22 protein-coding genes and 1 pseudogene are annotated in these 24,178 nt (G+C 63.3%); 8 read left to right on the forward strand and 15 right to left on the reverse strand.

Translation table 11 applies throughout. The features are described 5' to 3' along the window. Nucleotides 1–95 precede the first annotated feature (95 nt). The 4 genes and pseudogenes from C8N34_RS20615 to C8N34_RS20630 form a co-directional block, all read right to left on the reverse strand. Nucleotides 96–248: pseudogene (locus C8N34_RS20615) on the reverse strand (motility-associated protein); the annotation flags it as partial. A 59-nt stretch (nucleotides 249–307) separates the two neighbouring features. Then, nucleotides 308–871, reverse strand: a complete 564-nt coding sequence (locus tag C8N34_RS20620) for a MotE family protein (RefSeq protein ID WP_054303964.1) — start codon at nucleotides 869–871, stop codon at nucleotides 308–310. Beyond that, nucleotides 868–1,236: a hypothetical protein gene (locus C8N34_RS20625; RefSeq protein WP_054303965.1), complete on the reverse strand. Its 369-nt coding sequence runs from the start codon at nucleotides 1,234–1,236 to the stop codon at nucleotides 868–870. The genes C8N34_RS20620 and C8N34_RS20625 overlap by 4 nt, the downstream gene beginning before the upstream one ends. Nucleotides 1,237–1,244: 8 nt before the next feature. Continuing rightward, nucleotides 1,245–1,724, reverse strand: a complete 480-nt coding sequence (locus C8N34_RS20630; protein WP_108130329.1) for a flagellar basal body-associated FliL family protein — start codon at nucleotides 1,722–1,724, stop codon at nucleotides 1,245–1,247. A 120-nt stretch (nucleotides 1,725–1,844) separates the two neighbouring features. Here C8N34_RS20630 and fliF point away from each other — a divergent pair, with 120 nt between their 5' ends. From fliF to fliP, 4 genes are read left to right on the forward strand one after another with little or no spacing between them, the layout of a single operon-like run. Then, nucleotides 1,845–3,446: a flagellar basal-body MS-ring/collar protein FliF gene (gene fliF / locus C8N34_RS20635; protein ID WP_108130330.1), complete on the forward strand. Its 1,602-nt coding sequence runs from the start codon at nucleotides 1,845–1,847 to the stop codon at nucleotides 3,444–3,446. Next, nucleotides 3,443–4,030 (forward strand): FliH/SctL family protein, encoded by a 588-nt coding sequence (locus C8N34_RS20640; protein ID WP_242013868.1) that lies wholly within the window; start codon nucleotides 3,443–3,445, stop codon nucleotides 4,028–4,030. The genes fliF and C8N34_RS20640 overlap by 4 nt, the downstream gene beginning before the upstream one ends. Next, nucleotides 4,027–4,296 (forward strand): FliM/FliN family flagellar motor switch protein, encoded by a 270-nt coding sequence (locus C8N34_RS20645; protein WP_108130332.1) that lies wholly within the window; start codon nucleotides 4,027–4,029, stop codon nucleotides 4,294–4,296. The genes C8N34_RS20640 and C8N34_RS20645 overlap by 4 nt, the downstream gene beginning before the upstream one ends. Continuing rightward, nucleotides 4,296–5,012: a flagellar type III secretion system pore protein FliP gene (gene fliP, locus C8N34_RS20650; protein ID WP_054303970.1), complete on the forward strand. Its 717-nt coding sequence runs from the start codon at nucleotides 4,296–4,298 to the stop codon at nucleotides 5,010–5,012. Before C8N34_RS20645 ends, fliP begins: the two co-directional genes overlap by 1 nt. Here the strand turns inward: fliP and C8N34_RS20655 are convergent. The 10 genes from C8N34_RS20655 to C8N34_RS20700 all read right to left on the reverse strand — a co-directional run bounded on the left by C8N34_RS20655 (nucleotide 5,009) and on the right by C8N34_RS20700 (nucleotide 19,249). Next, nucleotides 5,009–6,190: a beta-barrel domain-containing protein gene (locus C8N34_RS20655; RefSeq protein WP_054303971.1), complete on the reverse strand. Its 1,182-nt coding sequence runs from the start codon at nucleotides 6,188–6,190 to the stop codon at nucleotides 5,009–5,011. The genes fliP and C8N34_RS20655 overlap by 4 nt on opposite strands. After that, on the reverse strand, nucleotides 6,187–8,391 hold the full coding sequence (locus tag C8N34_RS20660; protein ID WP_108130333.1) for an ATP-binding cassette domain-containing protein: 2,205 nt from the start codon (nucleotides 8,389–8,391) through the stop codon (nucleotides 6,187–6,189). The genes C8N34_RS20655 and C8N34_RS20660 overlap by 4 nt, the downstream gene beginning before the upstream one ends. Beyond that, nucleotides 8,388–9,737 carry a TolC family protein gene (locus tag C8N34_RS20665; RefSeq protein ID WP_108130334.1) on the reverse strand — a complete coding sequence of 450 codons (1,350 nt, stop codon included), beginning with the start codon at nucleotides 9,735–9,737 and terminating at the stop codon, nucleotides 8,388–8,390. The genes C8N34_RS20660 and C8N34_RS20665 overlap by 4 nt, the downstream gene beginning before the upstream one ends. Nucleotides 9,738–9,750: 13 nt before the next feature. Beyond that, nucleotides 9,751–12,951, reverse strand: coding sequence for an Ig-like domain-containing protein (locus C8N34_RS26470; RefSeq protein WP_108130335.1), 3,201 nt, complete (start codon nucleotides 12,949–12,951; stop codon nucleotides 9,751–9,753). A gap of 232 nt (nucleotides 12,952–13,183) precedes the next feature. Continuing rightward, nucleotides 13,184–14,182, reverse strand: coding sequence for an ABC transporter ATP-binding protein (locus C8N34_RS20675; RefSeq protein ID WP_054304210.1), 999 nt, complete (start codon nucleotides 14,180–14,182; stop codon nucleotides 13,184–13,186). An 11-nt stretch (nucleotides 14,183–14,193) separates the two neighbouring features. Next, nucleotides 14,194–15,216 (reverse strand): Gfo/Idh/MocA family protein, encoded by a 1,023-nt coding sequence (locus C8N34_RS20680; protein WP_189381631.1) that lies wholly within the window; start codon nucleotides 15,214–15,216, stop codon nucleotides 14,194–14,196. Continuing rightward, entirely contained in the window at nucleotides 15,213–16,052 is an 840-nt protein-coding gene (locus tag C8N34_RS20685) for a carbohydrate ABC transporter permease (RefSeq protein WP_108130336.1), read from the reverse strand. Before C8N34_RS20685 ends, C8N34_RS20680 begins: the two co-directional genes overlap by 4 nt. A 10-nt stretch (nucleotides 16,053–16,062) precedes the next feature. Next, nucleotides 16,063–16,983, reverse strand: coding sequence for a carbohydrate ABC transporter permease (locus tag C8N34_RS20690; protein WP_054304208.1), 921 nt, complete (start codon nucleotides 16,981–16,983; stop codon nucleotides 16,063–16,065). 82 nt (nucleotides 16,984–17,065) lie between these two features. Then, the gene (locus C8N34_RS20695) at nucleotides 17,066–18,322 is read right to left on the reverse strand and encodes an ABC transporter substrate-binding protein (protein ID WP_199750736.1); all 1,257 of its coding nucleotides are present in this window, start codon (nucleotides 18,320–18,322) and stop codon (nucleotides 17,066–17,068) included. A gap of 42 nt (nucleotides 18,323–18,364) precedes the next feature. Then, a complete protein-coding gene (locus C8N34_RS20700) occupies nucleotides 18,365–19,249 on the reverse strand; it encodes an N-acetylmuramic acid 6-phosphate etherase (protein WP_108130338.1) in 885 nt (294 codons plus the stop codon). 154 nt (nucleotides 19,250–19,403) lie between these two features. Between C8N34_RS20700 and C8N34_RS20705 the strand changes: the two genes are divergently transcribed. The 4 genes from C8N34_RS20705 to nagA are packed head-to-tail and all read left to right on the forward strand — an operon-like array spanning nucleotide 19,404 to nucleotide 23,153. Beyond that, a complete protein-coding gene (locus tag C8N34_RS20705; RefSeq protein ID WP_108130339.1) occupies nucleotides 19,404–20,234 on the forward strand; it encodes a glucosamine kinase nucleotide-binding domain-containing protein in 831 nt (276 codons plus the stop codon). Beyond that, nucleotides 20,234–21,004 carry a GntR family transcriptional regulator gene (locus tag C8N34_RS20710; RefSeq protein ID WP_108130340.1) on the forward strand — a complete coding sequence of 257 codons (771 nt, stop codon included), beginning with the start codon at nucleotides 20,234–20,236 and terminating at the stop codon, nucleotides 21,002–21,004. The genes C8N34_RS20705 and C8N34_RS20710 overlap by 1 nt, the downstream gene beginning before the upstream one ends. Further along, the gene (locus C8N34_RS20715; RefSeq protein WP_108130341.1) at nucleotides 21,001–22,026 is read left to right on the forward strand and encodes an SIS domain-containing protein; all 1,026 of its coding nucleotides are present in this window, start codon (nucleotides 21,001–21,003) and stop codon (nucleotides 22,024–22,026) included. Before C8N34_RS20710 ends, C8N34_RS20715 begins: the two co-directional genes overlap by 4 nt. After that, complete coding sequence (gene nagA / locus C8N34_RS20720) at nucleotides 22,026–23,153, forward strand: N-acetylglucosamine-6-phosphate deacetylase (RefSeq protein WP_108130342.1); 1,128 nt, start codon at nucleotides 22,026–22,028, stop codon at nucleotides 23,151–23,153. The genes C8N34_RS20715 and nagA overlap by 1 nt, the downstream gene beginning before the upstream one ends. On the opposite strand, the gene C8N34_RS20725 is transcribed toward nagA, so the two are convergent. Continuing rightward, nucleotides 23,150–24,136: a glycosyltransferase gene (locus tag C8N34_RS20725; RefSeq protein WP_108130343.1), complete on the reverse strand. Its 987-nt coding sequence runs from the start codon at nucleotides 24,134–24,136 to the stop codon at nucleotides 23,150–23,152. The genes nagA and C8N34_RS20725 overlap by 4 nt on opposite strands. Nucleotides 24,137–24,178: the final 42 nt, after the last annotated feature.

The following is a 24,178-nucleotide window of genomic DNA, read 5'->3' on the forward strand; positions in this document are numbered from 1 at the left end:
GGTCTTGTAGGTCGGGGATGTAGGTCTGCTCATGCACCCCAGCTACCACGCTGGATTCATGAGATGAATCCCACAGGGGTTTGTGCAACAGAGCCATTTGACAGCAGAAACGCGCCTAGTGCGGCACCCCCGATCATGATCATCTCGAAAGGCAGGGATTTGAGAATGATCCCCAGCTTGCCGCCGGCAAGAATATACCCGCCGAACACCATGACGAAGATTATGACAATACCGACGAGGCCGAACATCGGCACCTCCTTCCCGCTGCATCTCCAACGATCTTTCCGCGTGGCAGGTTAAGATTCCCTCACTCCCTTGGAGCATTCGCGTTGCGACCCGCGATCAGCACGCTCATCGCATAGGCCGTATCCGGCGGCATTCCGGCGAGGATTGCCGCAGCAGCCTGCGGCTGCATCCTTCCAAGGAAACCTGCGGCAAACTGCGGGTCCATCCCGGCAAAGATCGCTGCGGCCTCTTTGGGCTTCATGGCCTGATAGACTTCGGTCAGTTGCGTAAGATCCCGCTCTGCCGCACCGTCGGCGAGCGAAAGCGTTGCGCGAAGACGATCCTCGGCGGTCGCGAGCTCGGCCAGCCGTCTGGTCACAACATCCTCAGCAAGTGCAAGCGCTGCGGTCTTTTCAGCCAGTGCTGCTTCCTGCACCCTGACCCTTTGCTCCCGCAGAGAAAGCGCCTCGACCAGAGCGGCGGGCGGCGTGGGGCAGTTCAGCGGAACCGCCGCCGGGCCTGTCTCCTCCGATGCGGCCAGTGCCTGACCGACGTTGGTGCCGATCCGCAGTGATGCGCTTGCCAGAAGCAGGACCGACAGCAGATAGAGCGCGCCACGTCCGGGCCGACGCACCATCCTGCTCATATTCCGGTCTCCGCTTCATCGCGGCCATTCCGCCGACGCACGAACCGCAATCGCCGGTCCCCCGCATCATCGTCGGCCCGCTCCGGCAGATCGTGCAGCGAGGCCAGCATGACCTCCAGTCGCGCGGCGGCGGTTTCGGCGCGCAAGGTCAGTGATTCCAGCGTCGCGGCAGAGCCGGTTGCGGCGGCCTGCGCCCTGGCCAAAGCGCGGGTCATATCGTCGACCTGTGCCGAAAGAACGGCAATCGCACCACCCATTCCGGATTCAAGTGTCGAGAACCGTTTCAGCCGTGCCGAAAGCACATAGCAGTAGAACGCGACGCCAAACGTTCCCGCAACCATCAGAATATCTGCGACAAATGTCATGACTGCCCTCAGTTCAGAACAAATTCGGTGACAAGCAGGTCGCGCACGCGCCCCTCGCCTGTGACCACCTGAATGCGGCGCAGAAGCTGCGCCCTGATCTTCAGAAGGGCACTGGGGTTCTGCAATTCGGCCACTTCGACGGCCCGCAGATAGGAATTGATGACATCCAGAATCCGGGGCATCAGGTTGGCAACCTCGGTCGTATAGATGGGCGAAACCTCCAGCTGCGATCCGAACTTGAGATGCTGGTTGTTTCCTGCGGCACCAAGGGACATCACCACCGTATCGACCGGCACAAAAGCGAGATCGGGCAGGTTTTCTGCCGGAGGTTCCACCTTGGCCGAATGGCCAGGCAGGGGGATCAAACCGCTGTAGGTGCCATAAAACCCGCCCGCTGCGAGCACCAAGGCGAGAATGCCCCCCACCAGCAGAGGCTTTTTGGAAGCTTTTTTCGACGCCGCTTCCTGCGGCTCTTGCGTGTCTGCCATGGCTCTCTCCGCAACCTTTCGGGAAAAAGCTATAACGCCAAGGTCACTAACCGATTGTTAAGCCCGATCCCGCATGAGTCGTCTGAACGGGGGCAGATGCCCGCACGGCGGAGACGGCGCATGCAGAATCTGATTTCGCTTTGGTCGCAGATGAATCTGCGCAGACGAGTCACGCTGATCGGGGTAACGCTGGCCGTATTTCTTCTGGTTTTCGCCATGTCGCAGATCGCCGGGCGCACGGAATATGCCCTTCTCTACTCCGGGCTGGAGCCTCAGGCGGCAGGCGAAATCGTTGCGGCGCTGGAACAGCGCGGTATCGCCTATGAGGTGCGCGGCAACGCCATTCAGGTCGATGCCGCGCGCCGGGATACGATTCGCATGACCCTTGCTGCCGAAGGCCTGCCCGCTGCGGGGGGCGCAGGCTATGAGCTTCTGGATGGTATGTCCGGTTTTGGCACCACTTCGCAGATGTTCGATGCCGCCTATTGGCGAGCGAAGGAGGGTGAGCTGGCCCGAACCATTCTGGCCAACCCGGCGATTCGCAACGCGAGGGTTCATATCGCCCAGTCTGCTGCGCAACCCTTTCGCAAATCTGCGCCGCCCACTGCTTCGGTCACCGTCACCACAGCCTCAGGGACAGTTTCAGCCGAACAGGCAAAGGCTCTGCGCCATCTGGTTGCGGCCGCAGTCAGCGGAATGCGGCCGGAAGATGTTGCTGTCATCGACAGCGTGGGCGGTCTGGTTCCGCCAGACTCCGACCCCGCCACGAATGCCGCGGCTTCTGACCGGGAAACTGCCTTGCGCCAGAATATCGAGCGTCTTCTTGAAGCCCGCGTCGGACCGGGGAACGCCGTGGTCGAACTCTCGCTGGATCTGGTCACCGATCAGGAGCAGATCACCGAGCACAAATTCGATCCGCAGGGCCGGGTGGCGATCTCGACCGATACGACCGAGAAATCGGGCACCAATCGTGAGGCCAATCAGGATGTCACGGTCGCTTCCAACCTTCCCGAAGGGAATGCCGGACAGAATGGCGGCAGTCAAAGCCAGAGCAGCGAAACACGCGAAAGGGTGAACTTCGAGGTTTCGGAAACCCGGCGCGAGCTGGTCCGGGGTCCGGGCACCATTCGAAGACTCACCATCGCCGTTCTGGTGAACGGCCTGCCCAGCCTCGGGCAGGATGGAAGCACAAGCTGGCAGCCCCGACCCGAGACGGAGCTTGCCGATCTGCGCGAACTCGTTGCTTCCGCCTCAGGGCTCGACACGTCGCGTGGTGATGTCCTGACCCTGAAATCCCTGTCTTTCGAGTCGTTTGCGCCGCAGGGCACTTTGGCCGAGGCGAGCTGGCTGCCGCCGCTTGACGTGATGCGGCTTGTCCAGATTGGTGCGCTTGCACTTGTGACGCTGGTGCTTGGGATTTTTGTTCTGCGTCCCCTGCTGACCGGCGCCAGGCAGATCCCTGACTCGGATACCCCCCTTCTGCCCGCAACCGGCACCGGTATACTGCCTGTCCCCGCGGGCATGACCGAAAGTCCGCGCGTGGTTTCGGGCGAGATTGACGATATCGGCGATATTTCCGGCTTCGCCGATATCCCCGGCGAGAGTGTCGACCTTCCTGATGATCCGGTCGACAGGCTTCGTCGACTGATCGAGGCACGTCAGGCCGAATCCGTGCAGATCCTGCGCGGCTGGCTGGAAGAGCCGGAAGAGAGGGCATCGTGACCCTGAAGCTTGAAGTCTTCGAGTCGCGGGAAGAATCCGAGGCAGCGACACCTCCGCGTGCCTCGGTTGCCGAGGAAGAGCGGCTTGCAGCCTATGAACAGGGATATTCCGCCGGCTGGGAAGATGCCGCGAATGCCGCGAGTCAGGAGCAGGGCCGGATGACGGCCGACCTTGCCCGCAGCATTCAGGCGCTTGGCTTCACATTTCATGATGCGCGGATGCATGTGCTGAAGGCGCTGGCACCGCTGATGCAGGAAATCGCCTGCCGCCTGCTGCCCGGGGTCGCCCGCGAGGCACTTGCGCCAACAGTGCTCGAAACCCTGATGCCCCTGGCGGAGGAACTGGCAGAGGCACCTGTTGAGCTCGTGCTCAATCCTGCCGCGCGCACGTCGGTGGAGATCCTGCTTGGCCAGGCAACAGGGCTTCCGCTTCGTCTGGTCGAGGAGCCGACCCTGAGTGAGGGGCAGGTCTATCTGCGCCTCGGGGAAACAGAAGCGCAGATAGACCTTGATCGCGCGACCAGCGAACTGACCGCAGCGGTTCGCAATTTCTTTGGATTATCAGAACAGGATCGCACAGCATGAACGACACGGCAGATAGCAACCCTTTCGGGCAGGTGCCCATAGAAATCGTGATTTCCGTGGGCAAGGCACGGCCACGCATCCGGGATCTTCTGAAACTCCAGCGTGATGCGGTCCTGCCGCTCGACCGCCGTGTGGACGATCCGGTGGAACTTTACGTTGGCGACCGGCTCATCGCGCGGGGCGAGTTGCAGGAGATGGAGGGTGATCAGGCCGGGCAACTGGCGGTTCGCCTGACCGAAGTCGCCAATCTGCGTGGTGAGCTGTAATGCGGGGAACCCTTTTGACTGGCACTCTGCTGCTGCTGGCCGGCCCGGTAGCGGCGCAAAGCCTGACGGTCGATCTGGGCGCGGGGCCGACATTGGGCCTGCGGTCCATGCAACTGATCGCGCTGATCACATTGCTTGGCCTGGTGCCGGGACTTGCAGTCATGGTGACCTGCTTTCCCTTTATCCTGACCGTGCTGTCCATCCTGCGACAGGCGATCGGCCTGCAACAGGCCCCACCCAACATGCTGATGGTCAGCCTCGCCCTGTTCCTGACCTGGTTCGTCATGGACCCCGTTCTGACAGAGGCATGGACCAAAGGCGCAGGCCCGCTGTCACGGGGCGAGATTGAATTGCAGGAGGCGATCCCACTGACCATCGCGCCCTTCCGCCGCTTCATGGCCGCGCGAACGAACCCCGAGACCTATGCCGAACTCGCCTCGCTGCGCGAGAACGAGCCACCCGAGGTCACAGATGCCGCACTGCCGCTGCTGGTGCCGTCCTTTCTGCTGTCCGAACTGCGCCGCGCCTTTGAAATCGGCTTCATGGTCTTCCTGCCCTTCCTGATCATCGACCTGGTTGTTGCCGCGATCCTGATGTCCATGGGCATGATGATGGTGCCGCCAGCCATCGTTTCCCTGCCCTTCAAGCTGGCGTTCTTCGTCGTTGCCGACGGGTGGAGCCTGCTGTCCGGTGCGCTGGTCCGAAGTTACCTTTAACGCTCGCGCAGCGCCTGCTGCGATTTGTAAAGCGGCTTGGTCAGATAGGTCAGAATGGTCTTGCCACCGGTCTGCAATTCCACATCCGCCAGCATGCCGGGCCGGATTTCCAGCGCCTGCTGGCGTTCGGTCAGCTTCGACAGGTCCACCTTTACCGTGACCTTGTAATGCGGGTCGCCATCGGGATTGCGCGAGCGATCATCCTTGAACGTATCGGCAGAAATGAAATCGACCTTGCCCTGAAGCGTGCCATAAATCGTGTAATCATAGGCGGTCAGCTTGATCGTGGCATCCTGATCCTTGCGGACCTGCGCGATATCCTCTGGTTTCACCCGCGCCTCGATGTAAAGCTCGTCCTCCAGCGGAATGATCTGAAGGATTTCCTCGCCCGGGCGGACCACACCGCCGATAGTGGTGATCGACAGTTTGTTGACCACGCCTTTCATCGGCGCCACCAGAACCGTGCGGCGCAACTGGTCTTCCGCGATCTTCAGCTGCTGTTTCAACGAGGTCAGCTTGGCCAGCGTCTCGGAATAGTTGGTGGCGCGATCCAGCTCCATCTGGGTAATCACGTCATTCAGCCGGTTTTCGGCTTCCGACTGCTGCTTGCGCGCATTCGTCACCTCGATCAGCGGCACCACTTCCATCGCAAGCATCTTCTCAAGGATCTCAAGTTCCTTGTTCGCCTGCTTCAGAACCTGCTCGGCGCCTTCTTTCTTGGAAGAGAAGTCGCTTTGCCGGGCCCCGAGAAGTGTGGTTTCCGAGGCCACGATATCCGGCACCCGCGCGGCATACTCCGGTGGCACATCGAAATCCGCGAGGTTCAGCATCTCGGCCTCCAGCCGGAGACGGCGGATTTCCAGTGTCGCAACCTGATCGGTCAGATCGTCCACCTGGGATTGGTATTGCGTGCCGTAAAGGCGGGCCAGAACCTGACCGGGTTTGACGATATCGCCCTCCGACACGTTCAGTTCGGCCAGAATGCCGCCCTCAAGGTTGTTGATGATCTGCGGACGCGACGAGGAAACCACCGTTCCGGGTGCATGCACGATCTCTGCCACCCAGGCGATGGCCGACCACAACAGAAAGACGACAACCGCAAGACCGATAACCCAGATGGTGACTGAGGGGCGGCGGGTGCGTTCGGACAGGTCGTGATCGAAGGCTGCGCTGCTCATGCCTTGCCCCCCTGCGCCTTGGACAGATGCGCCAGCACGGCGTCGCGCGGGCCATCGACGGCCATCTTGCCGTTCTGGAGGATCACCGTGCGTTCCGTCAGTTGCAGGATCGGCACGCGGTGGGTGGCGATGATCGCAGTGCGCCCCTTCAGCCAGCCATGCAACCGGCTGACCAATGTCGCCTCAAGGGTCTGGTCGAGCGCGGCGGTCGGTTCGTCCAGCAACACGACTGACGGGTCTTGCAGCCAGAGTCGCGCCCAGCCGATGCTTTGCCGCTGCCCGACCGAAAGCCCCTCGCCCAGTTCGCGGATCTCCAGATCAAGCCCGCGCGGATGGTTGCGCACGAAGGGGCCAAGACCCGCAAAATCCAGCGCGGCGAACAGCCGGTCATCATCGCGTTCCAGTTGGGTGAGGTTCAGGTTGTCGCGCAGGCTGCCCGCAAACAGTCGCACCTCCTGCCCTAGATAGCCGATCCCGCGGCGCAGGTCGCGCGGATGCACCTGCCCCAGATCCACCCCGTCGATCAGGATGCGGCCGCGCGTCGGGTCAAACAGACCCGCCAGCAACCGCAGCAGCGTCGATTTGCCGGAACCATTGGCCCCCAGCACCGCGACGTGCTGGCCGGGCGGAATGGCAATGCCGGGGATATCGACCACGGCGCTGGATTTCTCATCATAGCGGAATTCCACGTTGCGCAGCTCGAACCCGCCTTTGATGCGGTCACGGCGCAAATAGCTGCGGCCCGCTTCCTCCTGCTGTTCGGCACTGGCGATGCTTTCCAGCCCGTCCAGCGCCGCGCGCACATTGGCCCAGCGCGCCAGCGTGGCAGAAATCTGCGACAGCGGGCCAAGCGTGCGCGAGGTCAGGATACCGATGGCGATGATCGTTCCCACCGTGAAATCGCCGGCAAAAACCTTGTAGGCCCCCACAACCACGGCGCTGACATAGGTCGCCTGCTGCACGCCCTGCGCCCAATAGGTCAGCAGCGACGACATATGCCGCTGTTCCGAAGATTTCAGCGCCGAAAGCGCAGTCAACTCGGCCCAGATGCGAGAAATCCGGTCCTGCGCGCGCTGGGTTGTGACCGTTTCATGTTCATAGACCGCTTCGTAAAGCAGCCGCGCCGCGCGGGTGGAGGCGCCCTGTGTCGCTTGTGTCAGCGCGATCATGCGCTTCTGGAAGAACAGGCCCGGCGCCACCATCAGGATGCCGCCGACCACCAGAATCCATACCAGATTGCCGCCGATCGAGGCGACAAGCAGGAAGAAAATGATCAGGAAGGGCAGATCCGCCAATGTGCCGATGGTGGTGGAGGTAAAGAATTCACGCACCGAAGAGAACTCGCGCATCGCCGAAAAGGTTTGCGACGGCGTGCGTTTTCCGGGGGCGGCGCGCATGTTCAGCAGCCGCTGCATCAGCCGTTCCTGCACCGACAGTTCGATCCGGCGGCCGGTGGTATCCATCAGGGTCGAGCGGGCGACCTTCAGCATGCCCTCAAGCACCACCGCCAGAAAGGCGCCCAGGGCCAGAACCCAGAGTGTGGGCTCCGACTGGTGCGGAATCACCCGGTCGTAGACCTGAAGCGAAAACAGCGCGACGGCGACCGCCAGCAGGTTCGCAACCAGCGAACCGGCCGCAACCTCTGCCAGCTGGCGGCGATACCCCCTGAACTCACCCCAGAACCAGTGCGGACGCGGCGCATCCTCGGCGTGGCGTTGTTCCAGCGCCGCCATCGAAGGCCGTGCACGCAGGAAAGTGCCACCGAACACCGCCGCAAATTCCTCCAGTGCGACTTCGGCACGCTTGTCCGGCAGGGTGGCGTCATAGATCGTCACGCTGTCATCGGATTGCGAAAGCACCAGAACAAGCTGCCCCGAGGACATTTGCGCAAGTGCGGGCCAGAAGGCAGGCTCTGGCGCAGCAGCACGATCAACCCGCGCGACAAGGCCCAGTTCGGTCAGCGCGCGACAAAGGTGATTGAGGTCAGGTGTCGCCCCGGCGTCGGCATGCCGTACCATCGCCTCGGCCAGATCGGCGGCGGAAAGCTCGGCGCCGGTCAGACCCAGATAGATCGTCGCCAGCCGCGCGCGGGCCAGGGCCTTTTCGCCCGGCTTCACGGCGGGATGTGCCGGGGCGGCGAGGCGCGGCTGCACCGCACTGCGATTGGCATTCAACTCGAATGCGACGACCCGATCGGTCATAGCTGCGCCCCGCTTACCAGAACCCCGCGGTCGCGGGCGATTTCCAGCCTGCGCAACGCAATTTCATATTTCAGTCCGGCCTGTTCGCGCTGCATCGCGACGACGGTCTCGAACATGCCCACCAACTCCATCAGCGGGCGGCGGCCCATCTTGTATTGCTGGGTAAAAGTCGCAAGCGTCGCCTCGGTCTGCGCAAGAACAGTCGCGCCCTCGGCCTCCCGTGCCTGCAAGGTGGCAATGTCATGCTGAAGCGAGACAATCCGCCGGTTGGTATCTTCGGCGCTTTTGGCAATCCGACGGTCCACCACATCGCCTGTGGATTTCAGCGCCTCAAGCTCGGCCCCGGTGCCAAAGCCAAAGGCATTGTCGGCCCCGATAGAGAGGCCGGACAGCAGGCCATCGTCATTCAGCTTCGCCTCGGCCTTCATCCCCGGAAAATAGCCCGCACGCAGGATATCAGCCTCGGCCAGCGTGCGCGTGCCCTCGGCGCGGGTTTTCAGGACCGCAATCGGCTCTGGTGTGGCGGCATCCGGCGGCAAGGACTGAAGACCCGAAACGGCATCCAGCGGCCGGGACGACATCGCGTTCAGCTCAGCCAGGGTCTGGCTGGCATTGAACCTGTCATCATTGAACCTTGCCCGCATCTCGGCGGTTTTCTGTTCGATGACCCGCTGCTCGGAACGGTCTGACAGGCCGCCATCGGCGCGGATCGTGACGATCCGCTGAAATTCGGCCATGCGGGCCACTGCCGCTTCGGACAGCCGCGCGTAATCGCGCGATTGCTGCGTCTTGATATACAGCGACAGGCCATCATAGACGCGCGCATTGGCATCGGCAGCCAGCGAGGCGGCGGCCACTTCGACATCAGCAGCGGAATAGGCCCGTTCGGCCTTCCTTGCGCCGCCGTCGAAAATGGTCTGCTCGATCAGGATGGAAGCGGCGACCGCACCAAGCGAGGTCAGGCTGACGCTCGGCCCGATCTTTGGCAGCCAGTTTTTTGACTTCGCCTCGGACCGCAGCCGCGCCACCCGCAGCTCGGCACGGGCCACACCGGCATTGGCCTCGGTCACGGCCTGCGCGACCTCGGCATAAGGGCCGGAAGGTGGCAGGATCGACTGGCGCGCCAGCAACGCGTCGATGATGTCGGACCGCTGTTTGGCATCCTGCCCGGCGCGACGAAGTTCCGTCATTCCAGCCGGTTGGTCGGGGCGATATCCCGCCCCGAACCCTGATTTGGTTACATCCGGCCCCGGACCGCCCATGCAGCCGGCCAGCGCCAGCACAAGCGTCAGGGCCGGGCCGGGGCGCAAAACCCCGGCGCGAACTGGTTTACACTGCACGGGCATCCTGTGCCCTCCGTCAGATCAACGTCGTATTGATATCGTCGTCGATCAGAACCGAACCGTGCCCGTCGCCCAGCGTGTAAACCGTATAGGTCTGCCCGTCGATCGACTGGGTGCCCGTCGCGGCGAAGTCGCCGCTCAGCTTCACGTCATCGGCCGCATCACCCTTGATCATCATCTGATTGTCCGGCCCGGTCAGGCGGGTCAGGTCATCTGCCGTCAGGGTCATCTGCGCATCCGGTGCCCAGGTCAGGTCCACCGCCGCGAAATCGAAGCCGTGCAGCCCGGCGCGATCAAGATCGACCTCCACCGAATTCGTGGTGTTCACGATCAGCAGCGTGGAGGACGAGTTACCCGCCGCATCCGCATTGTTGATCACCAGATAGCTGCCGTCCGGCACCGTACCGCCAAAGCGGAACTCGGTTTCGTTGAAGGTGGCGTTATCGGTTTCCGTCGCCGAAACATGGCTCACCGCGCCCGAAGCATCCACACGGTCGAATGTGTAGATGTCATCGGTCATCTCGGTATAGAGCGCCCGCATGCCGATGGCGTTACCCAAGGCATCCTTTGTCGGCGTGATCGCGGTGATCTCCGGCGACAGCGGTGCGACCGTATCGACATGGATCGTTTCGGTGAAGAAATCGACGTTGCCGACGCTGTCGGTGGCGCTGACGCGGATGTCGGTATCAATGCCATCCCCGACCGGCAGTTCGCCCGCCGCCAGGGTGACCGACCACTTGCCATCCGCACCGGCATTCACCGTATGGCGCGTGCCGTTCTCCAGCGTCACGGTCACGGTCGAATTGGCCTCGACCGTGCCCTGAACCACAACGCCCTGGGCATATTCGGCGGCATTCACCACGCCATCGCCCGCGATCTCGCCCGAAAGGCCCAGATTGCGCACCAGCGTGTCGACATGCACGGCCTGAGTCAGCGTCTTCGTGTTGCCGATGTGATCGGTCGCCACCATGGTCATCGTCAGGTCATGCTCACCCGCCGGGATCTCGGCCGAGGGCACCCGGACAGACCAGTTGCCGCTGGCATCGACCGTCGCATTGTGCCACGCACCATCGGCCAGCTTGACCACAACGCGCGAGCCGACTTCAACCGTGCCCGAGACGACAAGATCATTGGCCGCTTCCGCGCCATTGATCACATCATCCCCCGCACCGGCGAAGTTCTGCACCTCGGTGTCAATCGAGACCGTATGCGTTGCCGTGTCGGTGTTGCCCGCCGCATCCGTCGTTGTCACACTGACGACCGAGTCGCGGGTTCCTTCGGCAATTTCGCTGCCGAGGTAGGTCACGCTCCACTGGCCATCGGCGCCCACGGTCGTCGTGCGGGTGATACCCTCGAATGTCACTTCGACCGATGCACCGGCCTCGCCCTCGCCGGTCAGCACGATGCCCGCGCTGCCCGAACGCTCGGCGGCCGAGATGTAGTTATCCCCCATCTGCGGATCGTCGATGCTGAGCGAGATTTCGGTATCCACGTCGATGGTGTGGGTCGCGGTCGCGCTGTTGCCCGCCGCATCCACCGCCGTGACCGTGGCCACCGTGCCGCTGTAGGTGCCCGAGGCCACCACACCGGCCGCGAAGCTCGCGGTCCACGACCCATCGGCAGCCACCACCGCATTCACCGTGGTGCCCAGCCATTCAACCGTCACTGTTGCCCCGGCCTGAGCCGAGCCGGTCATGGTGATCGTACCAGCCGCCTCGGCCGCGTTGATCACATCGTCCCCGGCAATGGCGGCATCCGCGAAGGCCACGGTGGTGAAAGTATCCACCACCACGGTTTCATGGATGACCGTCTGGTTGCCCAGCGGATCAGTCGCGGTGATCGTCGCGGCATAGCTGTGCTCACCCGCGGCGATTTCCTCGGTCGAGAAGGTCACAGACCAGTTGCCCTCGGCATCGACCACAGTCGTGTGGGTCGTGCCCTCGATCTCGACTTCGATCGTGGCGCCAGCCTCGCCTTCGCCCCCGATGGTCACGCCATCAAGATATTCGGCGCCGTTCTCAATGTCGCCGACACTTTCCACCCCCGAGGTCGCCGAGACTTCGGGCGGGGTCATGTCGATCACGAAGCTCGGACCGTCAAGCTCATAGGTGAACCCGCCGCCGGTCACGGTGACTTCGGCCCGGAACGAACCGTCCGAGGGGAACGAGCCATCTTCGAAAGTGACACCCCAGGTGCCACTTTCGGTGATCGTGGTGGTCTGCGTCTGATCGCCGACAACTACGGTCACGGTATCGCCCGGCTCGCCGGTGCCGGTCACGACACAGCGCGGTTCCTCGGTGTTGGTCGTCAGAGTGTCGGATGACTCGGGGTGATCGACGGTCGGGGTGGCACGGGTATCGCCGTCACCATCTCCGTCGCCGTCGCCGTCACCATCTCCGTCGCCGTCGCCATCTCCGTCGCCGTCGCCATCTCCGTCGCCGTCGCCATCTCCGTCGCCGTCGCCATCTCCGTCGCCGTCGCCATCTCCGTCGCCGTCGCCGTCGCCGTCACCATCTCCGTCGCCGTCACCATCTCCGTCGCCGTCGCCGTCACCATCTCCGTCGCCGTCGCCGTCGCCGTCACCATCTCCGTCGCCGTCGCCGTCACCATCTCCGTCGCCGTCGCCGTCACCATCTCCGTCGCCGTCGCCGTCACCATCTCCGTCGCCGGTGCCATCGGTGCCATTACCGCCACCGCCGCCCAGAAGGGCAGCGCCACCGATAAGACCGGCCGCAAGCGCGCCTGCGCCAAGGCCACCACCAAGCAGGCCGGGGGCCAGGAAGCCCATACCGGCCGGCTCGTCGCTGACCATTTCAGCAGCGGCATAGTTGTCGGCTTCCGCAAAACGGATGTCGTCGAGAGTGGAAAACTTGTTCCAGGCGTCGACCGGGCCATAGCTGGCATAGATCACGCCATTTGCGCCGCTGTCTTGCAGCAGCACTTCGCTGACTTCACCATCAGCCGAAAGGTAAAGCCGGTTCACCCGGCCCGGGTCTGCATCGAAGAACCCGGCGAGGTCGACCGTCTGGCCATCCACCAGTTTCACGATCAGATCGGCGCCCTTGCGCTCGTATCCTACGACGCTGGAATGCGCGAGGTGCAACGAGACCTGCTCGCCGGACCCTACCTGAATGAAATTGCTTCCACTTCCACCTGCCGTGCCCTGCACGACACCGCCCGCAGAATTGCGGACAGCGAACTTAATCGCTTGCACCATTTTACTGCTCCGCCTCAAATCCGGGATAATGCCCGGATGATGGGTTATGGCCCCGTTATCGGGGTCCGATTGCCACCATCAATACGCGCGGACCGGCACAATTTCTAGGGGGCAGAAATGGTTGTGCCGCATTTTCTTCCAATTTCCCCATATTCTGGCCACATTTGTTGCTTCGGAGACCAGATAAGCCTTCAGAAAATCCAGAGCCTATATATAGAGGGAACTGGAAGGACTAATACAATCTCTGGCCATCTTCATCGAAGAAGAACAGTTTATTCTCGTCATAGTTGAGCGAGATTTCCTCATCCACCGCGAACTCATGTTCCCCAAACAGCCGGATGGTGATCAGACCATGTGTCGGATTGACCACATAAACCAGAGTTTCGCCGCCCAGTTTTTCGAGGTGGCTGACTTTCGCCACCAGCTTCCCGGCACCGCGATCCAGCGTCAGATGCTCAGGCCGGACACCGACAGTTGCCGCCCGCAGGCCCAGCGCCTCGCCGTTCAGGAAGTTCATCTGGGGCGAACCGATGAAACCCGCGACGAAGGTATTCGCCGGATTGTTGTAAAGCTCCATCGGGGCACCGACCTGCTCGACCCGGCCTGCCCGCAGAACAACGATCCGGTCGGCCAGAGTCATCGCCTCGACCTGATCATGCGTCACATAGATCATGGTCGCGCCAAGATCGCGGTGCAGCCGGGCAATCTCGATCCGGGTCTGCACCCGCAGCGCGGCATCAAGGTTCGACAAGGGCTCGTCGAACAGAAACAGCTTGGGCCGCCGCACGATGGCCCGGCCGATGGCAACCCGCTGGCGCTGCCCGCCCGAAAGCTCCGCCGGGCGCCGCTCCATCAGGGCATCCAGCGACAGCATGGCAGCGGCCTTGTCGGTTGCCTGCGCAATTTCGGCCTTCGGTACCCCGGCCTGCTTCAGCGCCAGACCCATGTTGTCGCGCACGGTCAGATGCGGGTAAAGCGCATAGCTCTGGAACACCATGGCAATCTCGCGCTTCGCGGGCGCCACATCGTTGACCCGCCGCCCGTCAATCATCACATCGCCGGAGCTTACATCCTCCAGCCCTGCGATCATCCGCAGCAGGGTGGATTTACCGCAACCGGACGGGCCGACGAAGACGCAAAACTCGCCATCGTTCACCGTCAGATCGACACCCTTGATGACATCGGTCGCGCCGAAGGATTTCGTCACTTTGGTCAGATTGAGCGTTCCCACAGGGCGGTTCCTTACAGTTTCACGGGATGGCCGGTGCGCACGCTTTCATCCGCCGCAAGGCAGATGGCGAGCGACCGGACGGCATCGGTCATATGGCGGCCAAGGTCGAGGTCTTCGCGGATCGCCCGCGCGACGAAAGCCTGTTCGCGGTCGCAAAGCGCCTGATGGCCGGGTTCATCGGTCATGTTCAGGTCTTCATCCCCCTGCCCCACGCGATGAATGCGCAGAGTGGAGGTCTTGGTATGTGTGTCGATATCATCTGACCGCGCGCTTTCGGGCATACGGATCGAAACGGCACCGCGCGGGCTGACGACATCCTTCACGAAGAAGGCGGTGTCGCTCATCATCGGGCCCCAGCCGGCCTCGTACCAGCCGCAGGAGCCATCGGAGAACAGCACCTGAAAATGGCCGTAGTTATACATCTCCGGCGCAATCTCGTCCGACAGCCGCAGCCCCATCCCCCGCACCTCCACCGGCGCGGCATCGGTGATCTGGCACATCACGTCGACGTAATGCACCCCGCAATCCACGATGGGCGGCGTGGTCTGCATCAGCGCCTTGTGAACCTCCCAGGTCGGGCCGGAGGATTGCTGGTTCAGGTTCAGGCGGAACACATAGGGCCCGCCCAGATCGCGCGCTTCCGCGATCAGCCGCTGCCAGCTTGGATGGTGGCGCAGGATATAGCCCACCACCAGCTTGCGGTTCAGTCGCGTGGCGGTCGCCACCACTCGTTCGGCATCGGCCACCGTCGTCGCCAGCGGCTTTTCGACGAAGACATGCGCGCCCGCCTCCATCGCCGCCACGGCGTAATCGGCATGGCTGTCGGAATAGGTGGCTACACAAACCAGATCAGGCTTCAGCCGCTCCAGCGCCTCGGCATAATCATGGCTCAGCGGGTAGCTGCGCAACGCCTCGGGCAGATCCGGCACCGAGCGGTTCACCAGCCCGACAATCTGAAAGGCAGGGTCATTATGATAGGCAAGCGCATGGCTTTGCCCCATGTTTCCAAGGCCGGCAACAAGAATCCGGATCATTTCACTGCCCCCGCTGTGATGCCGCGGATCAGCTGCCGCGAGAAGATCAGATACAGAACAAGCACCGGCACGATGGCGAGGCTCAGCGCCGCCAGCACCGCGTTCCAGTTGGTGACGAACTGCCCGATGAACACCTGGCTGCCCAGCGTGATGGTCTTCGTCGCCTCGGACGGCGCCAGGATCAGCGGGAACCACAGGTCATTCCAGATCGGGATGAGGGTAAACACCGCCACCGTTGCCATGGCGGGCCGGACCAACGGCAACACCAGCCGGAAGAAGATCGTGTATTCGCTGAGGCCATCAATGCGCCCGGCATTCTTCAGATCGGCGGAGACATTGCGCATGAACTCCGACAGGATGAACACCGCCAGCGGCAGGCCCTGTGCGGTATAGACAAGGATCAGCGCGGTCAGCGTATTCACCAACCCGCTTGCCACCATCATTTGCAGGATCGCCACGGTGCCCAGCCGGATCGGGATCATGATGCCCAGCGCAAGATACAGCCCCATCAGCAGATTGCCGCGGAACCTGTATTCCGACAGGGCAAAGGCCGCCATCGCGCCGAACATCAGCACGAAGAACAGGCTCACCACCGTCACCGACATGGAGTTCAGGAAATACTGAAAGAAGTCGCCCTGCTTCAGCACAGTCTGATAGCCGACCAGATCGAAGGTTGCGGGTCCGGGCAGGGCCAGCGGATCGGCAAAGATCGCCTTGCGTGACTTGAAGCTGTTGATGACCGTCACGAACACCGGGAACAACGCGATGACCGTATAGGTGATCAGGATGGCATGCGCCCCGAAGGTGCGGGCGGTGGAATGGCGTGCCTGGCTCATGGCGGCCCCCTCAGAACTGATAGCGGCGCAGCCGCGTCTGGATGGCGAACAGGTAGAAACAGACGCCGACAAGGATGATCCCGAACATCGCCGTCGCAATCGTCGCCCCCATATGCGGGTCGCCCAGTTGCAACTGGAAGCCAAAGAAAGTGCGATAGAGGAACGTCCCCAGGATGTCGGTCGCAAAATTCGGCCCGGCCAGCGCGCCCTGCGCCACATAGATCAGGTCAAATGCATTGAAGTTGCCGACAAAGGTCAGGATCGAGATGATCCCGATCGACGGCAGGATCAGTGGCAGCTTGATCTTCCAGAACTGCGACCAGCCGGTCACCCCGTCCATCTCTGCCGCCTCGATCACCTCATCCGGGATCGACAGCAGCGCAGCATAGATGAGCATCATCGGAATGCCCACGAACTGCCAGACCGAAATCAGGGCCAGCGTCGTCAGCGCATATTCCTCTTTCCCCAGCCAGGGCGCGAACAGGCTCTTCAGCCCCACCGCATCCAGCATCCCCGGCGCAATCCCCCAGATCGGCGAAAGGATCAGTTTCCACACGAAGCCCACGATGACAAAGCTCAGGATCGTCGGAATGAAGATCGCCGTGCGATAGAAGGCCGAGAACCGCAACCGGGGCGAAGACAACAGCGCCGCCAGCAAGATCCCCACCGGGTTCTGCACCAGCATATGCACCAGGAAGAACCAGGCGTTGTTCGCCAGCGCGTTCCAGAACGCCCCTGACCAACGCGGATCACCGAACAATGTCGCGAAATTCGCCAGCCCCACGAAAAGCCGCGTCTTGGTTTCGTCCAGATTGAACAGCGACAGGTTCAGCGTGCCGAACAGCGGCACGATCATCAGCGCTGTATAAACCAACACCGCAGGTGCCAGAAATACCACGATATGCCAGCGAACAGGCTTCCGCTGCGCCATGACCGTCCCCTTTGCTTCTTGAAAAATACTCTCGGGGGTCCGGGGGGGCAGACAGCCCCCCGGCCTCTCCGCAAGAACAGCCTTACTTGGCCTTTTGCGGCTCGTACCAGCTGGCAAGCCCGTCCTGAAGCCGCTTGGCGGCATCTTCCGGGGTCTCGGTGCCCTTGATCACATTGGCGCTGGCATTCCAGGTCTCGTTCTCAAGGTTCGGCGTGCCGCGCGACAGGATCTGGTAGGTGGACCGGATCGTCGGCTTGCAGGTCTCGCGCCAGCCCACGAACTCCTTGGCCAGCGGATCTTCCATCTCCACCGGAGTGGAATTCAGCGAGAAGAAGCCAGGCAGGGCATTTGCGTAGAGTTTCGCAAATTCGGGCGAGCCTACCCAGTCAAGGAACACTTTCGCGGCGTCAGGATGGGCCGTCTTCGCATTCATACCCAGCCCGATGTCGGTGTGATCCGAGATGTAGCAATCAGCCCCGGCAGCCGGCACCGGCGGGGCAAAGGCGCCCATCTTGAATCCGGCCTGCGCGTTGAAGCCCGAGATTTCCCACGACCCGGCCGGGTAAATCGCCGCGCGGCCCAGCGTGAACAGGTTCTGGCTGTCCGGATAGGTCTGCGCCTCGAACCCGTCACCCAGATAGTCCTTCCATTTCGCCAGCTGGCGATAGGGTGCGACCCAGGCCTCATCCGTCAGCTTCTGGGTGCCTGCGATCAGCGCCTTGCGGCCTTCCTCGCCCTTCCAGTAGTTCGGACCGATGTTCTGATAGCCCATGGTCGCAGCTTCCCACTGGTCATTGGTGCCCATCGCCATCGGGATATAGGTGCCATCTGCCTTGATCTTGTCGAGCGCGGCAAAGAACTCGGCCTCGGTCTTGGGCACTTCGATACCCAGTTCGGCGAAAGCATCGGCATTGTAGATGAAGCCGTGGATCACCGATGCCATCGGCACACAGAACGTGGCCGCGCCGTCATCCGTCTGCCAGGCCGATTTCGCCACATCCGAGAAATTCGCCATCGAGGCGAGACCCGAAAGGTCGGCAAGCTGACCCTTGTTGTAAAGCTCCAGCGAGGCGTCGAATGGGCGGCAGGTGATCAGGTCGCCCGCCGAACCGGCATCCAGCTTCGAGTTCAGGACAGCATTGTATTCCGCTGGGGCGGAAGGGGCAAAGACCACCTTGATACCCGGATTGGCCGCCTCGAAAGCCGGAATGATGGTATCCTGCCAGATCGACAGGTCATCGTTGCGCCAGCTTTCGATGGTCAGCGTGACATCCTCGGCCTGTGCCGCCCCTGCGAGCATGGTGCTCGCCAGCAGCGCGAAACGCATGGTTCTTTTCATCGTCATCTCCCTGATGCGGGCCTTGTTCCGGCCCTGTGGCTGTTATCGTTCAAGTAGTTCGGCCAGATGCCCGCCGCTGCGATCCAGCGCGACCCGCGCCTCTGCGGGCGACAGGCCCTGCGCAACCAGGATCGCGGGCTTCACCGCGCCTTCAGTCTGTGACAATGCGGCGTCAGCCTCTGCCCGGCTGACCCGTGCGACCGCCGCGACGATGCGCGCCGCACGGTCGAGCAGCTTGGCATTGTCGGCGATCACATTGACCATATAGCCGTCGTGCACATGGCCAAGGCGCAGCCCGATCAGCACCGACACCATGTTCAGCGCCGCTTTCTGCGCCGTTCCTGCCCCCATCCGGGTGGAACCGGAAACAACCTCGGCCCCGGTTTCCAGCAGGACCGGCAGATCCGCCCGCGCCAGCAGCGCAGAACCTGCGACATTGGCAAAGCCCGCCACCGTCACCCCGCGCGCCTGCGCGGCCTCGGCCAGCGTCAGCGCGTAGGGCGTCGTGCCCGACGCCGACAGGACCAGCAGCACATCGCCCGCGCCAAGGCGCGAGGCCTCAAGATCCGCCAATGCAAGTGCCGGATCATCCTCGACCGCGCCCGTCATATGCAGCAGCGCAGCGGCCCCCCCGGCAAACATCATCGGCGTGCGATCCGGCGACAGGCCGAATGTTCCCGCAAGCTCCAGGCAATCCGCAAGCGCCATCAACCCGGAGCTGCCCGCCCCGCCATAGCCCAGGCGCCCGCCCCGACGCAGCGATTCAGCCCCGGCGTCAGCCACACGTTCCAGCGCGGCAAGCGCCGGACGCACCGCCGCAAGTGCCGCGACCTGCGCATCCAGAAGCAGGGCAAGCACCTCATCCGCCGGGCGCGCGTGCAGCCCTTCGGATTGTGTATGACGTGCTTCGGTGCTGCGTATTGCCATGTGATTCCCCCTTGCCTCTGGATAATGCCAAACCAATACCAATTGTAAAGAACAATCTTCAATCTTACAGAAATCCCTTGTTTTTCAGAGATGTGAACTTTCCCCTTTTCATTTGGTATTGTTTTGGTATTTTATATGTAGCGTGAGGAGCAGCATGGTCGTCTTTCTGGGAATCGATGGTGGCGGCACCGGATGTCGCGCGGCTGTAGCCGATAGCGCGGGCACCATTCTGGGGCTGGGCGCGGCCGGGCCTGCGAATGTGAACACCGACGTCACCGGGACCTTTGCCAATATCATGACGGCCACCAGACAGGCCCTGTCCGGCCACACCATTGCGGAAACCGATCTTGTGGCCGTGCTGGGGCTGGCGGGCGCGAATATCAGCGCGGCAGTGGATCACCTGCACCAGATGCTGCCCTTCGCCCGCACCCGCATCGTCACAGATGCCGTGACCGCAGCCCGCGGCGCTTTGGGTGGGGCGGATGGGATCGTCGCGGCCATGGGCACCGGATCGGTTTTTGCCGTCCAGCGTGCGGGCGTTATGCGGCAGTTTGGCGGACGGGGTTTTGTTCTGGGCGATCAGGGCAGCGGCGCCGTTCTGGGTCGCACCCTGCTGGCCGAAGCCCTGCGCGCCGATGACGGCTTTGCCCCGATGACACCACTTCTGGCCGAAGTCCTCGGCGAATTTGGCGGGATCGAGGGAATCATAACTTTCGGCTTTCGCGCCAGACCCGCAGAATTTGCCGCCCTCGCCCCCCGCATCGTGCAAAGCGACGATCCGGCAGCCCGGCGCATTTTCGAAGACGCGGTGAAAGAAGTGCGCGGCATCGTTGAAACGCTTCAGGCGGGGGACAGGCTGCCGCTTGTATTTCTGGGTGGCCTCGGACCGTCTTATTCCAGACACCTCGGCGAACTGTGGGAAATCCGCGCACCACTCGGCTCGGGTCTGGACGGGGCGGTGCGACTGGCGCTGGAGGAGGCGTGATGGATCACCTGTTTTCTCCCGAGGGGTTTGACGATACCGGCGCCGGGCCGCTGTATGTGCAATTGCACCGCCGGATTGCGGAGGCCATCGCCTCGGGCCGCCTGAAACCCGGTGACAGCCTGCCGGCCGAACGCGAGATGGCGGCGATGACCGGCCTCTCGCGGGTCACTGTCCGTAAAGGGGTGGAGGCGCTGGTCGCCTCTGGCCAGCTGGTGCAGCGGCGCGGCTCCGGCACTTTCGTCGCGCCAAAGGTCGAGAAACTGGAACAGGCGCTGTCACTACTGACCTCGTTCACCGAGGATATGCGGCGGCGCGGGCTGAACTCGGAATCCCGCTGGCTGTCCCGTGCCCTCCACAGCCCCTCGCCCGAGGAAGTGATGGCACTGGGCCTTGCCGCTGATGAGCGTGTGGCCCGGCTGGAACGGGTGCGCACCAGTGACGGCCTGCCGCTGGCCATCGAGCGCGCCTCGCTGCCGCAGGCGATCCTGCCCGAACCGGAGCGGGTGACGACCTCACTTTATGCCGAATTGCAGGCACGCGGCCTGCGCCCGGTGCGTGCCGTGCAACGCATTTCCGCTGTCAACGTGACACCCCGTGACGCCGAACTTCTGGACGTGCCCGCCGGGGTCGCCGGGCTGCGGATCGAGCGGATTTCCTACTTGCCCGGTGGCAAGGTGGTGGAATTCACCCGCTCTCTTTATCGCGGCGATGCCTATGACTTCGCCGTGGAACTGAAACTTGCCCCCGAGGGCGAAAGGAAAGCCGAATGACCGACAGCCACATGGCCCGCGAAGTGGCCGAAATCCCCGAAGCGGCGGCCCGGTTTCTGGAACGGTCGCGCATTGCCGTGGTCGCGGCGGCGGCGGCACTGCGCCGCACTGACCCCGGCCTGATCGCCACCGTCGCACGGGGCTCGTCCGATCATGCGGCAACCTACCTGAAATATGCGATCGAGCTGGAGGCGGGCATTCCCGTCGCCTCGGTCGGGCCGTCGGTCGCCTCGATCTACAAGCGCCCGCTGAAGCTGCGGCAGGCGGCCTGTATCGGGATTTCACAGTCTGGCCGCAGCCCGGACATCGTGGAAATGATGCGCGCGGCGGGCGAAGGCGGAGCACTGTCCATCGCCATCACCAATTATGCCGACAGTCCGATGGCGCAGGCCTCGGCCCATTGCCTGCCCTTGCAGGCGGGCGAAGAGAAAAGTGTGGCCGCCACCAAGACTTTCGTCACCAGCGTGCTGGCCGGGCTCGCCCTGCTGGCGGAATGGCGCGAGGATGAGGCGCTGCGCGCAGCGGTCGCCGGGCTGCCAGAGGCGCTGTCCCGCGCCGTGACGCTGGACTGGTCACCGCTGTCGGCGCGGTTGGCACGGGCGAACTCGGCCTTCGTGCTGGGCCGGGGGCCGGGGTTCGCCGTGGCCAGCGAGGCAGCGCTGAAGTTCAAGGAAACCTCGGGCATCCATGCCGAAGCCTATAGCGCGGCAGAGGTGTTGCATGGCCCCGCCGCCATCGTGCAGGCCCAGTTTCCGGTTGTGGCGCTGGGGGTCGAGGATGCCGCTCTGCCGCAACTGACGGCGACCGCCGCACGGCTGACAGCGCAGGGCGCCGATGTTTTCGTGACCGGCGCCGAGGTCGAGGGCGCGACCACGCTGCCATCGGTCGACGGGCTGCATCCGCTGGTGGCACCTCTGGTACTGATCGCGGGGTTCTATGCCTTCGTCGAGGGGCTGGCCCGCCGTCGCGGCTTTGACCCCGACACCCCGCCGCATCTCCGCAAGGTGACGGAGACAGTCTGATGCGACAGGTTCTGACGGGGGCCCGGATTTTTGACGGACAAAGCTTTCGGGAAAATGCAGCGCTGGTGATCGAAGGCGACCGGATCGCCGCGCTGATCCCGGCAGACACGGCGCCCGCTGATGCCCGCCCGGTCGAGGGAACCATCGCACCCGCGTTTCTGGACCTTCAGGTCAACGGTGGCGGCGGGCATCTGGTGGGCTCGGAAACCACGGTCGAGGGGCTGCGTCAGGTTTGCGCGGCGCATCTGCGGTTGGGGGCCGCAGGGGTATTGCCCACGCTGATCACCGATACCGCCGAAACCACCGCCCGCGTGATTGGGGCAGGCATTGCCGCAGCGGAGGCCCGGATGCCCGGCTTTCTGGGCCTGCACCTGGAAGGCCCGCACCTGGACCCGCGCCGCAAGGGCGCGCATGACCCCGCGCTGATCCGGCCGATGGAGGCGCAAGACCTCGCGCGCCTCTGCGAGGCCGCGCGGCGCTTGCCCGTTCTGATGGTGACGCTGGCCCCCGAAAGCGTGACGCTGGACCAGATTGCGGCGCTGGCCGAAGCGGGCGTGATCGTCAGCCTTGGCCACAGCGATTGCAGCTATGACACCGCACGGGCAGGCTTTGCTGCCGGAGCGGGCTGCGCCACGCATCTGTTCAACGCCATGAGCCAGATCGGAAACCGCGCACCGGGTCTGGCCGGGGCGATCCTTGATGGTGATGCTTTCGCAGGGCTGATTGCCGATGGGATCCATGTCCATCCGGCGGTGATGCGCATGGCGTTGGCGGCGCGACGCGAGGGGATTTTCCTCGTGACCGATTGCATGGCCTTCGCGGGCACAGACGCCACTGAAATGCTGCTGAACGGACGCCGCGTGCTGCGCCGGGACGGGCGGCTGACGCTGGAGGATGGCACGCTCGCCGGGGCCGACCTCACACTGGCCGAGGCGATCCGTATTCTCATCCGCGATGTTGGGATCCCACCCGAACGCGCCTTGCGCATGGCCAGCGCGGAACCCGCGCGCCTGCTGGGCCTGCAAGACCGCTACGGCGCAATCGCTCCGGGGCGAGCGGCGGATCTCGTGGTGCTTGGGCCGGATGGCAGCCTGACAGCCACCTGTCACGGCGGCGTCTGGCTTTAGACGCCCCGCCGCCGCATCTCGGCCAGCAGGTCATCAAGGCGCCAGCCGACGCGGCCGGTCAACCCGTCGCGCACCGCCCAGCCCAGAAGCCGCAGGAACGTGCGGCGGTTTTCACCCTGTGCCATGCCCCGCAACAGCCACTTCGGCAGCACCACCGCCAGCGCGGGCCAGAACCACAGGCCCGCCGCCTGTTTGTAAAGCAAAAGCAGGTTGCGGTGATAGAAATAGGTCTTCCAGACCGGGGTGAACTGGCCTTTCGCACCGATGGTCGAGCAATCATGCTCGAACCGGATGCCGGGGAAGAAGCCGATCCGCCCGCCTGCCCGGCTGATCGCCATGGAATAAAGCCCGTCCTCGGCATAGACGAACAGCCGCCCATCGGGGAAGCCGGCAAGGCCGATGGCCCGGCGCGACAGAAAGAGACCGACGAAAGACCCGCCATCCACCGGCGTGGGCGCGTCTTTTACATAATCCGCATCCGTCAGGTGAAAGGCTGCCCGTCCCCCGCCCGCCATGGTGCGCAGGAAGATCGAAGGGTGCCAGAACGGGTTGAGCACCGGCCGGTTCATGCCGCAAACCCGCCCGTCGGGGTAATAGACCGCTGCGGCCACTGCATCCCAGCCGCTTTTGTCCGTTTCCAGAAACGCCGTAAGTGCGCCTTGCTCTGGCCGTGCATCGTCGTCCATCACCACAATCCAGTCAGGATCGCAGGTGGCAACCGCATGGCGCAGCCCGGCCTCGAACCCGCCTGCCCCGCCAAGGTTTTCCGCCATTTCCAGAACATCCAGCCGCGCATCCGGCTGCGCCGCCAGCCATTCGCGCGAGCCATCGGTCGAACCGTTGTCGACCACGATCAAACGGTCCAGTGGCCCGGCCAGAAGCCGTTCCACCGTCCGGGTGATCTGAGCAAAACGGTTGAAGGTCACCACAACGGCACACAAACCATTGCCGGGCGTCCTGTATTCCACGTCCAACTGATACATCTCCGCGCGCAGGGCGTTTGCCTGCCACTAGCACAGATCACC

The sequence above is a fragment of the Gemmobacter caeni genome, from assembly GCF_003054195.1.
GTDB classification, from domain to species: Bacteria; Pseudomonadota; Alphaproteobacteria; order Rhodobacterales; family Rhodobacteraceae; genus Gemmobacter; species Gemmobacter caeni.

Excerpts from the sequence above, each read along its gene's own strand:
- C8N34_RS20620 (WP_054303964.1), bottom strand. The coding sequence starts at position 871 with ATGAGCAGGATGGTGCGTCGGCCCGGACGTGGCGCGCTCTATCTGCTG.
- C8N34_RS20625 (WP_054303965.1), bottom strand. The coding sequence starts at position 1,236 with ATGACATTTGTCGCAGATATTCTGATGGTTGCGGGAACGTTTGGCGTC.
- C8N34_RS20630 (WP_108130329.1), bottom strand. The coding sequence starts at position 1,724 with ATGGCAGACACGCAAGAGCCGCAGGAAGCGGCGTCGAAAAAAGCTTCC.
- fliF (WP_108130330.1), top strand. The coding sequence starts at position 1,845 with ATGCAGAATCTGATTTCGCTTTGGTCGCAGATGAATCTGCGCAGACGA.
- C8N34_RS20645 (WP_108130332.1), top strand. The coding sequence starts at position 4,027 with ATGAACGACACGGCAGATAGCAACCCTTTCGGGCAGGTGCCCATAGAA.
- fliP (WP_054303970.1), top strand. The coding sequence starts at position 4,296 with ATGCGGGGAACCCTTTTGACTGGCACTCTGCTGCTGCTGGCCGGCCCG.
- C8N34_RS20655 (WP_054303971.1), bottom strand. The coding sequence starts at position 6,190 with ATGAGCAGCGCAGCCTTCGATCACGACCTGTCCGAACGCACCCGCCGC.
- C8N34_RS20660 (WP_108130333.1), bottom strand. The coding sequence starts at position 8,391 with ATGACCGATCGGGTCGTCGCATTCGAGTTGAATGCCAATCGCAGTGCG.
- C8N34_RS20665 (WP_108130334.1), bottom strand. The coding sequence starts at position 9,737 with ATGCCCGTGCAGTGTAAACCAGTTCGCGCCGGGGTTTTGCGCCCCGGC.
- C8N34_RS26470 (WP_108130335.1), bottom strand. The coding sequence starts at position 12,951 with ATGGTGCAAGCGATTAAGTTCGCTGTCCGCAATTCTGCGGGCGGTGTC.
- C8N34_RS20680 (WP_189381631.1), bottom strand. The coding sequence starts at position 15,216 with ATGATCCGGATTCTTGTTGCCGGCCTTGGAAACATGGGGCAAAGCCAT.
- C8N34_RS20685 (WP_108130336.1), bottom strand. The coding sequence starts at position 16,052 with ATGAGCCAGGCACGCCATTCCACCGCCCGCACCTTCGGGGCGCATGCC.
- C8N34_RS20690 (WP_054304208.1), bottom strand. The coding sequence starts at position 16,983 with ATGGCGCAGCGGAAGCCTGTTCGCTGGCATATCGTGGTATTTCTGGCA.
- C8N34_RS20695 (WP_199750736.1), bottom strand. The coding sequence starts at position 18,322 with ATGAAAAGAACCATGCGTTTCGCGCTGCTGGCGAGCACCATGCTCGCA.
- C8N34_RS20700 (WP_108130338.1), bottom strand. The coding sequence starts at position 19,249 with ATGGCAATACGCAGCACCGAAGCACGTCATACACAATCCGAAGGGCTG.
- C8N34_RS20705 (WP_108130339.1), top strand. The coding sequence starts at position 19,404 with ATGGTCGTCTTTCTGGGAATCGATGGTGGCGGCACCGGATGTCGCGCG.
- C8N34_RS20710 (WP_108130340.1), top strand. The coding sequence starts at position 20,234 with ATGGATCACCTGTTTTCTCCCGAGGGGTTTGACGATACCGGCGCCGGG.
- C8N34_RS20715 (WP_108130341.1), top strand. The coding sequence starts at position 21,001 with ATGACCGACAGCCACATGGCCCGCGAAGTGGCCGAAATCCCCGAAGCG.
- nagA (WP_108130342.1), top strand. The coding sequence starts at position 22,026 with ATGCGACAGGTTCTGACGGGGGCCCGGATTTTTGACGGACAAAGCTTT.
- C8N34_RS20725 (WP_108130343.1), bottom strand. The coding sequence starts at position 24,136 with ATGTATCAGTTGGACGTGGAATACAGGACGCCCGGCAATGGTTTGTGT.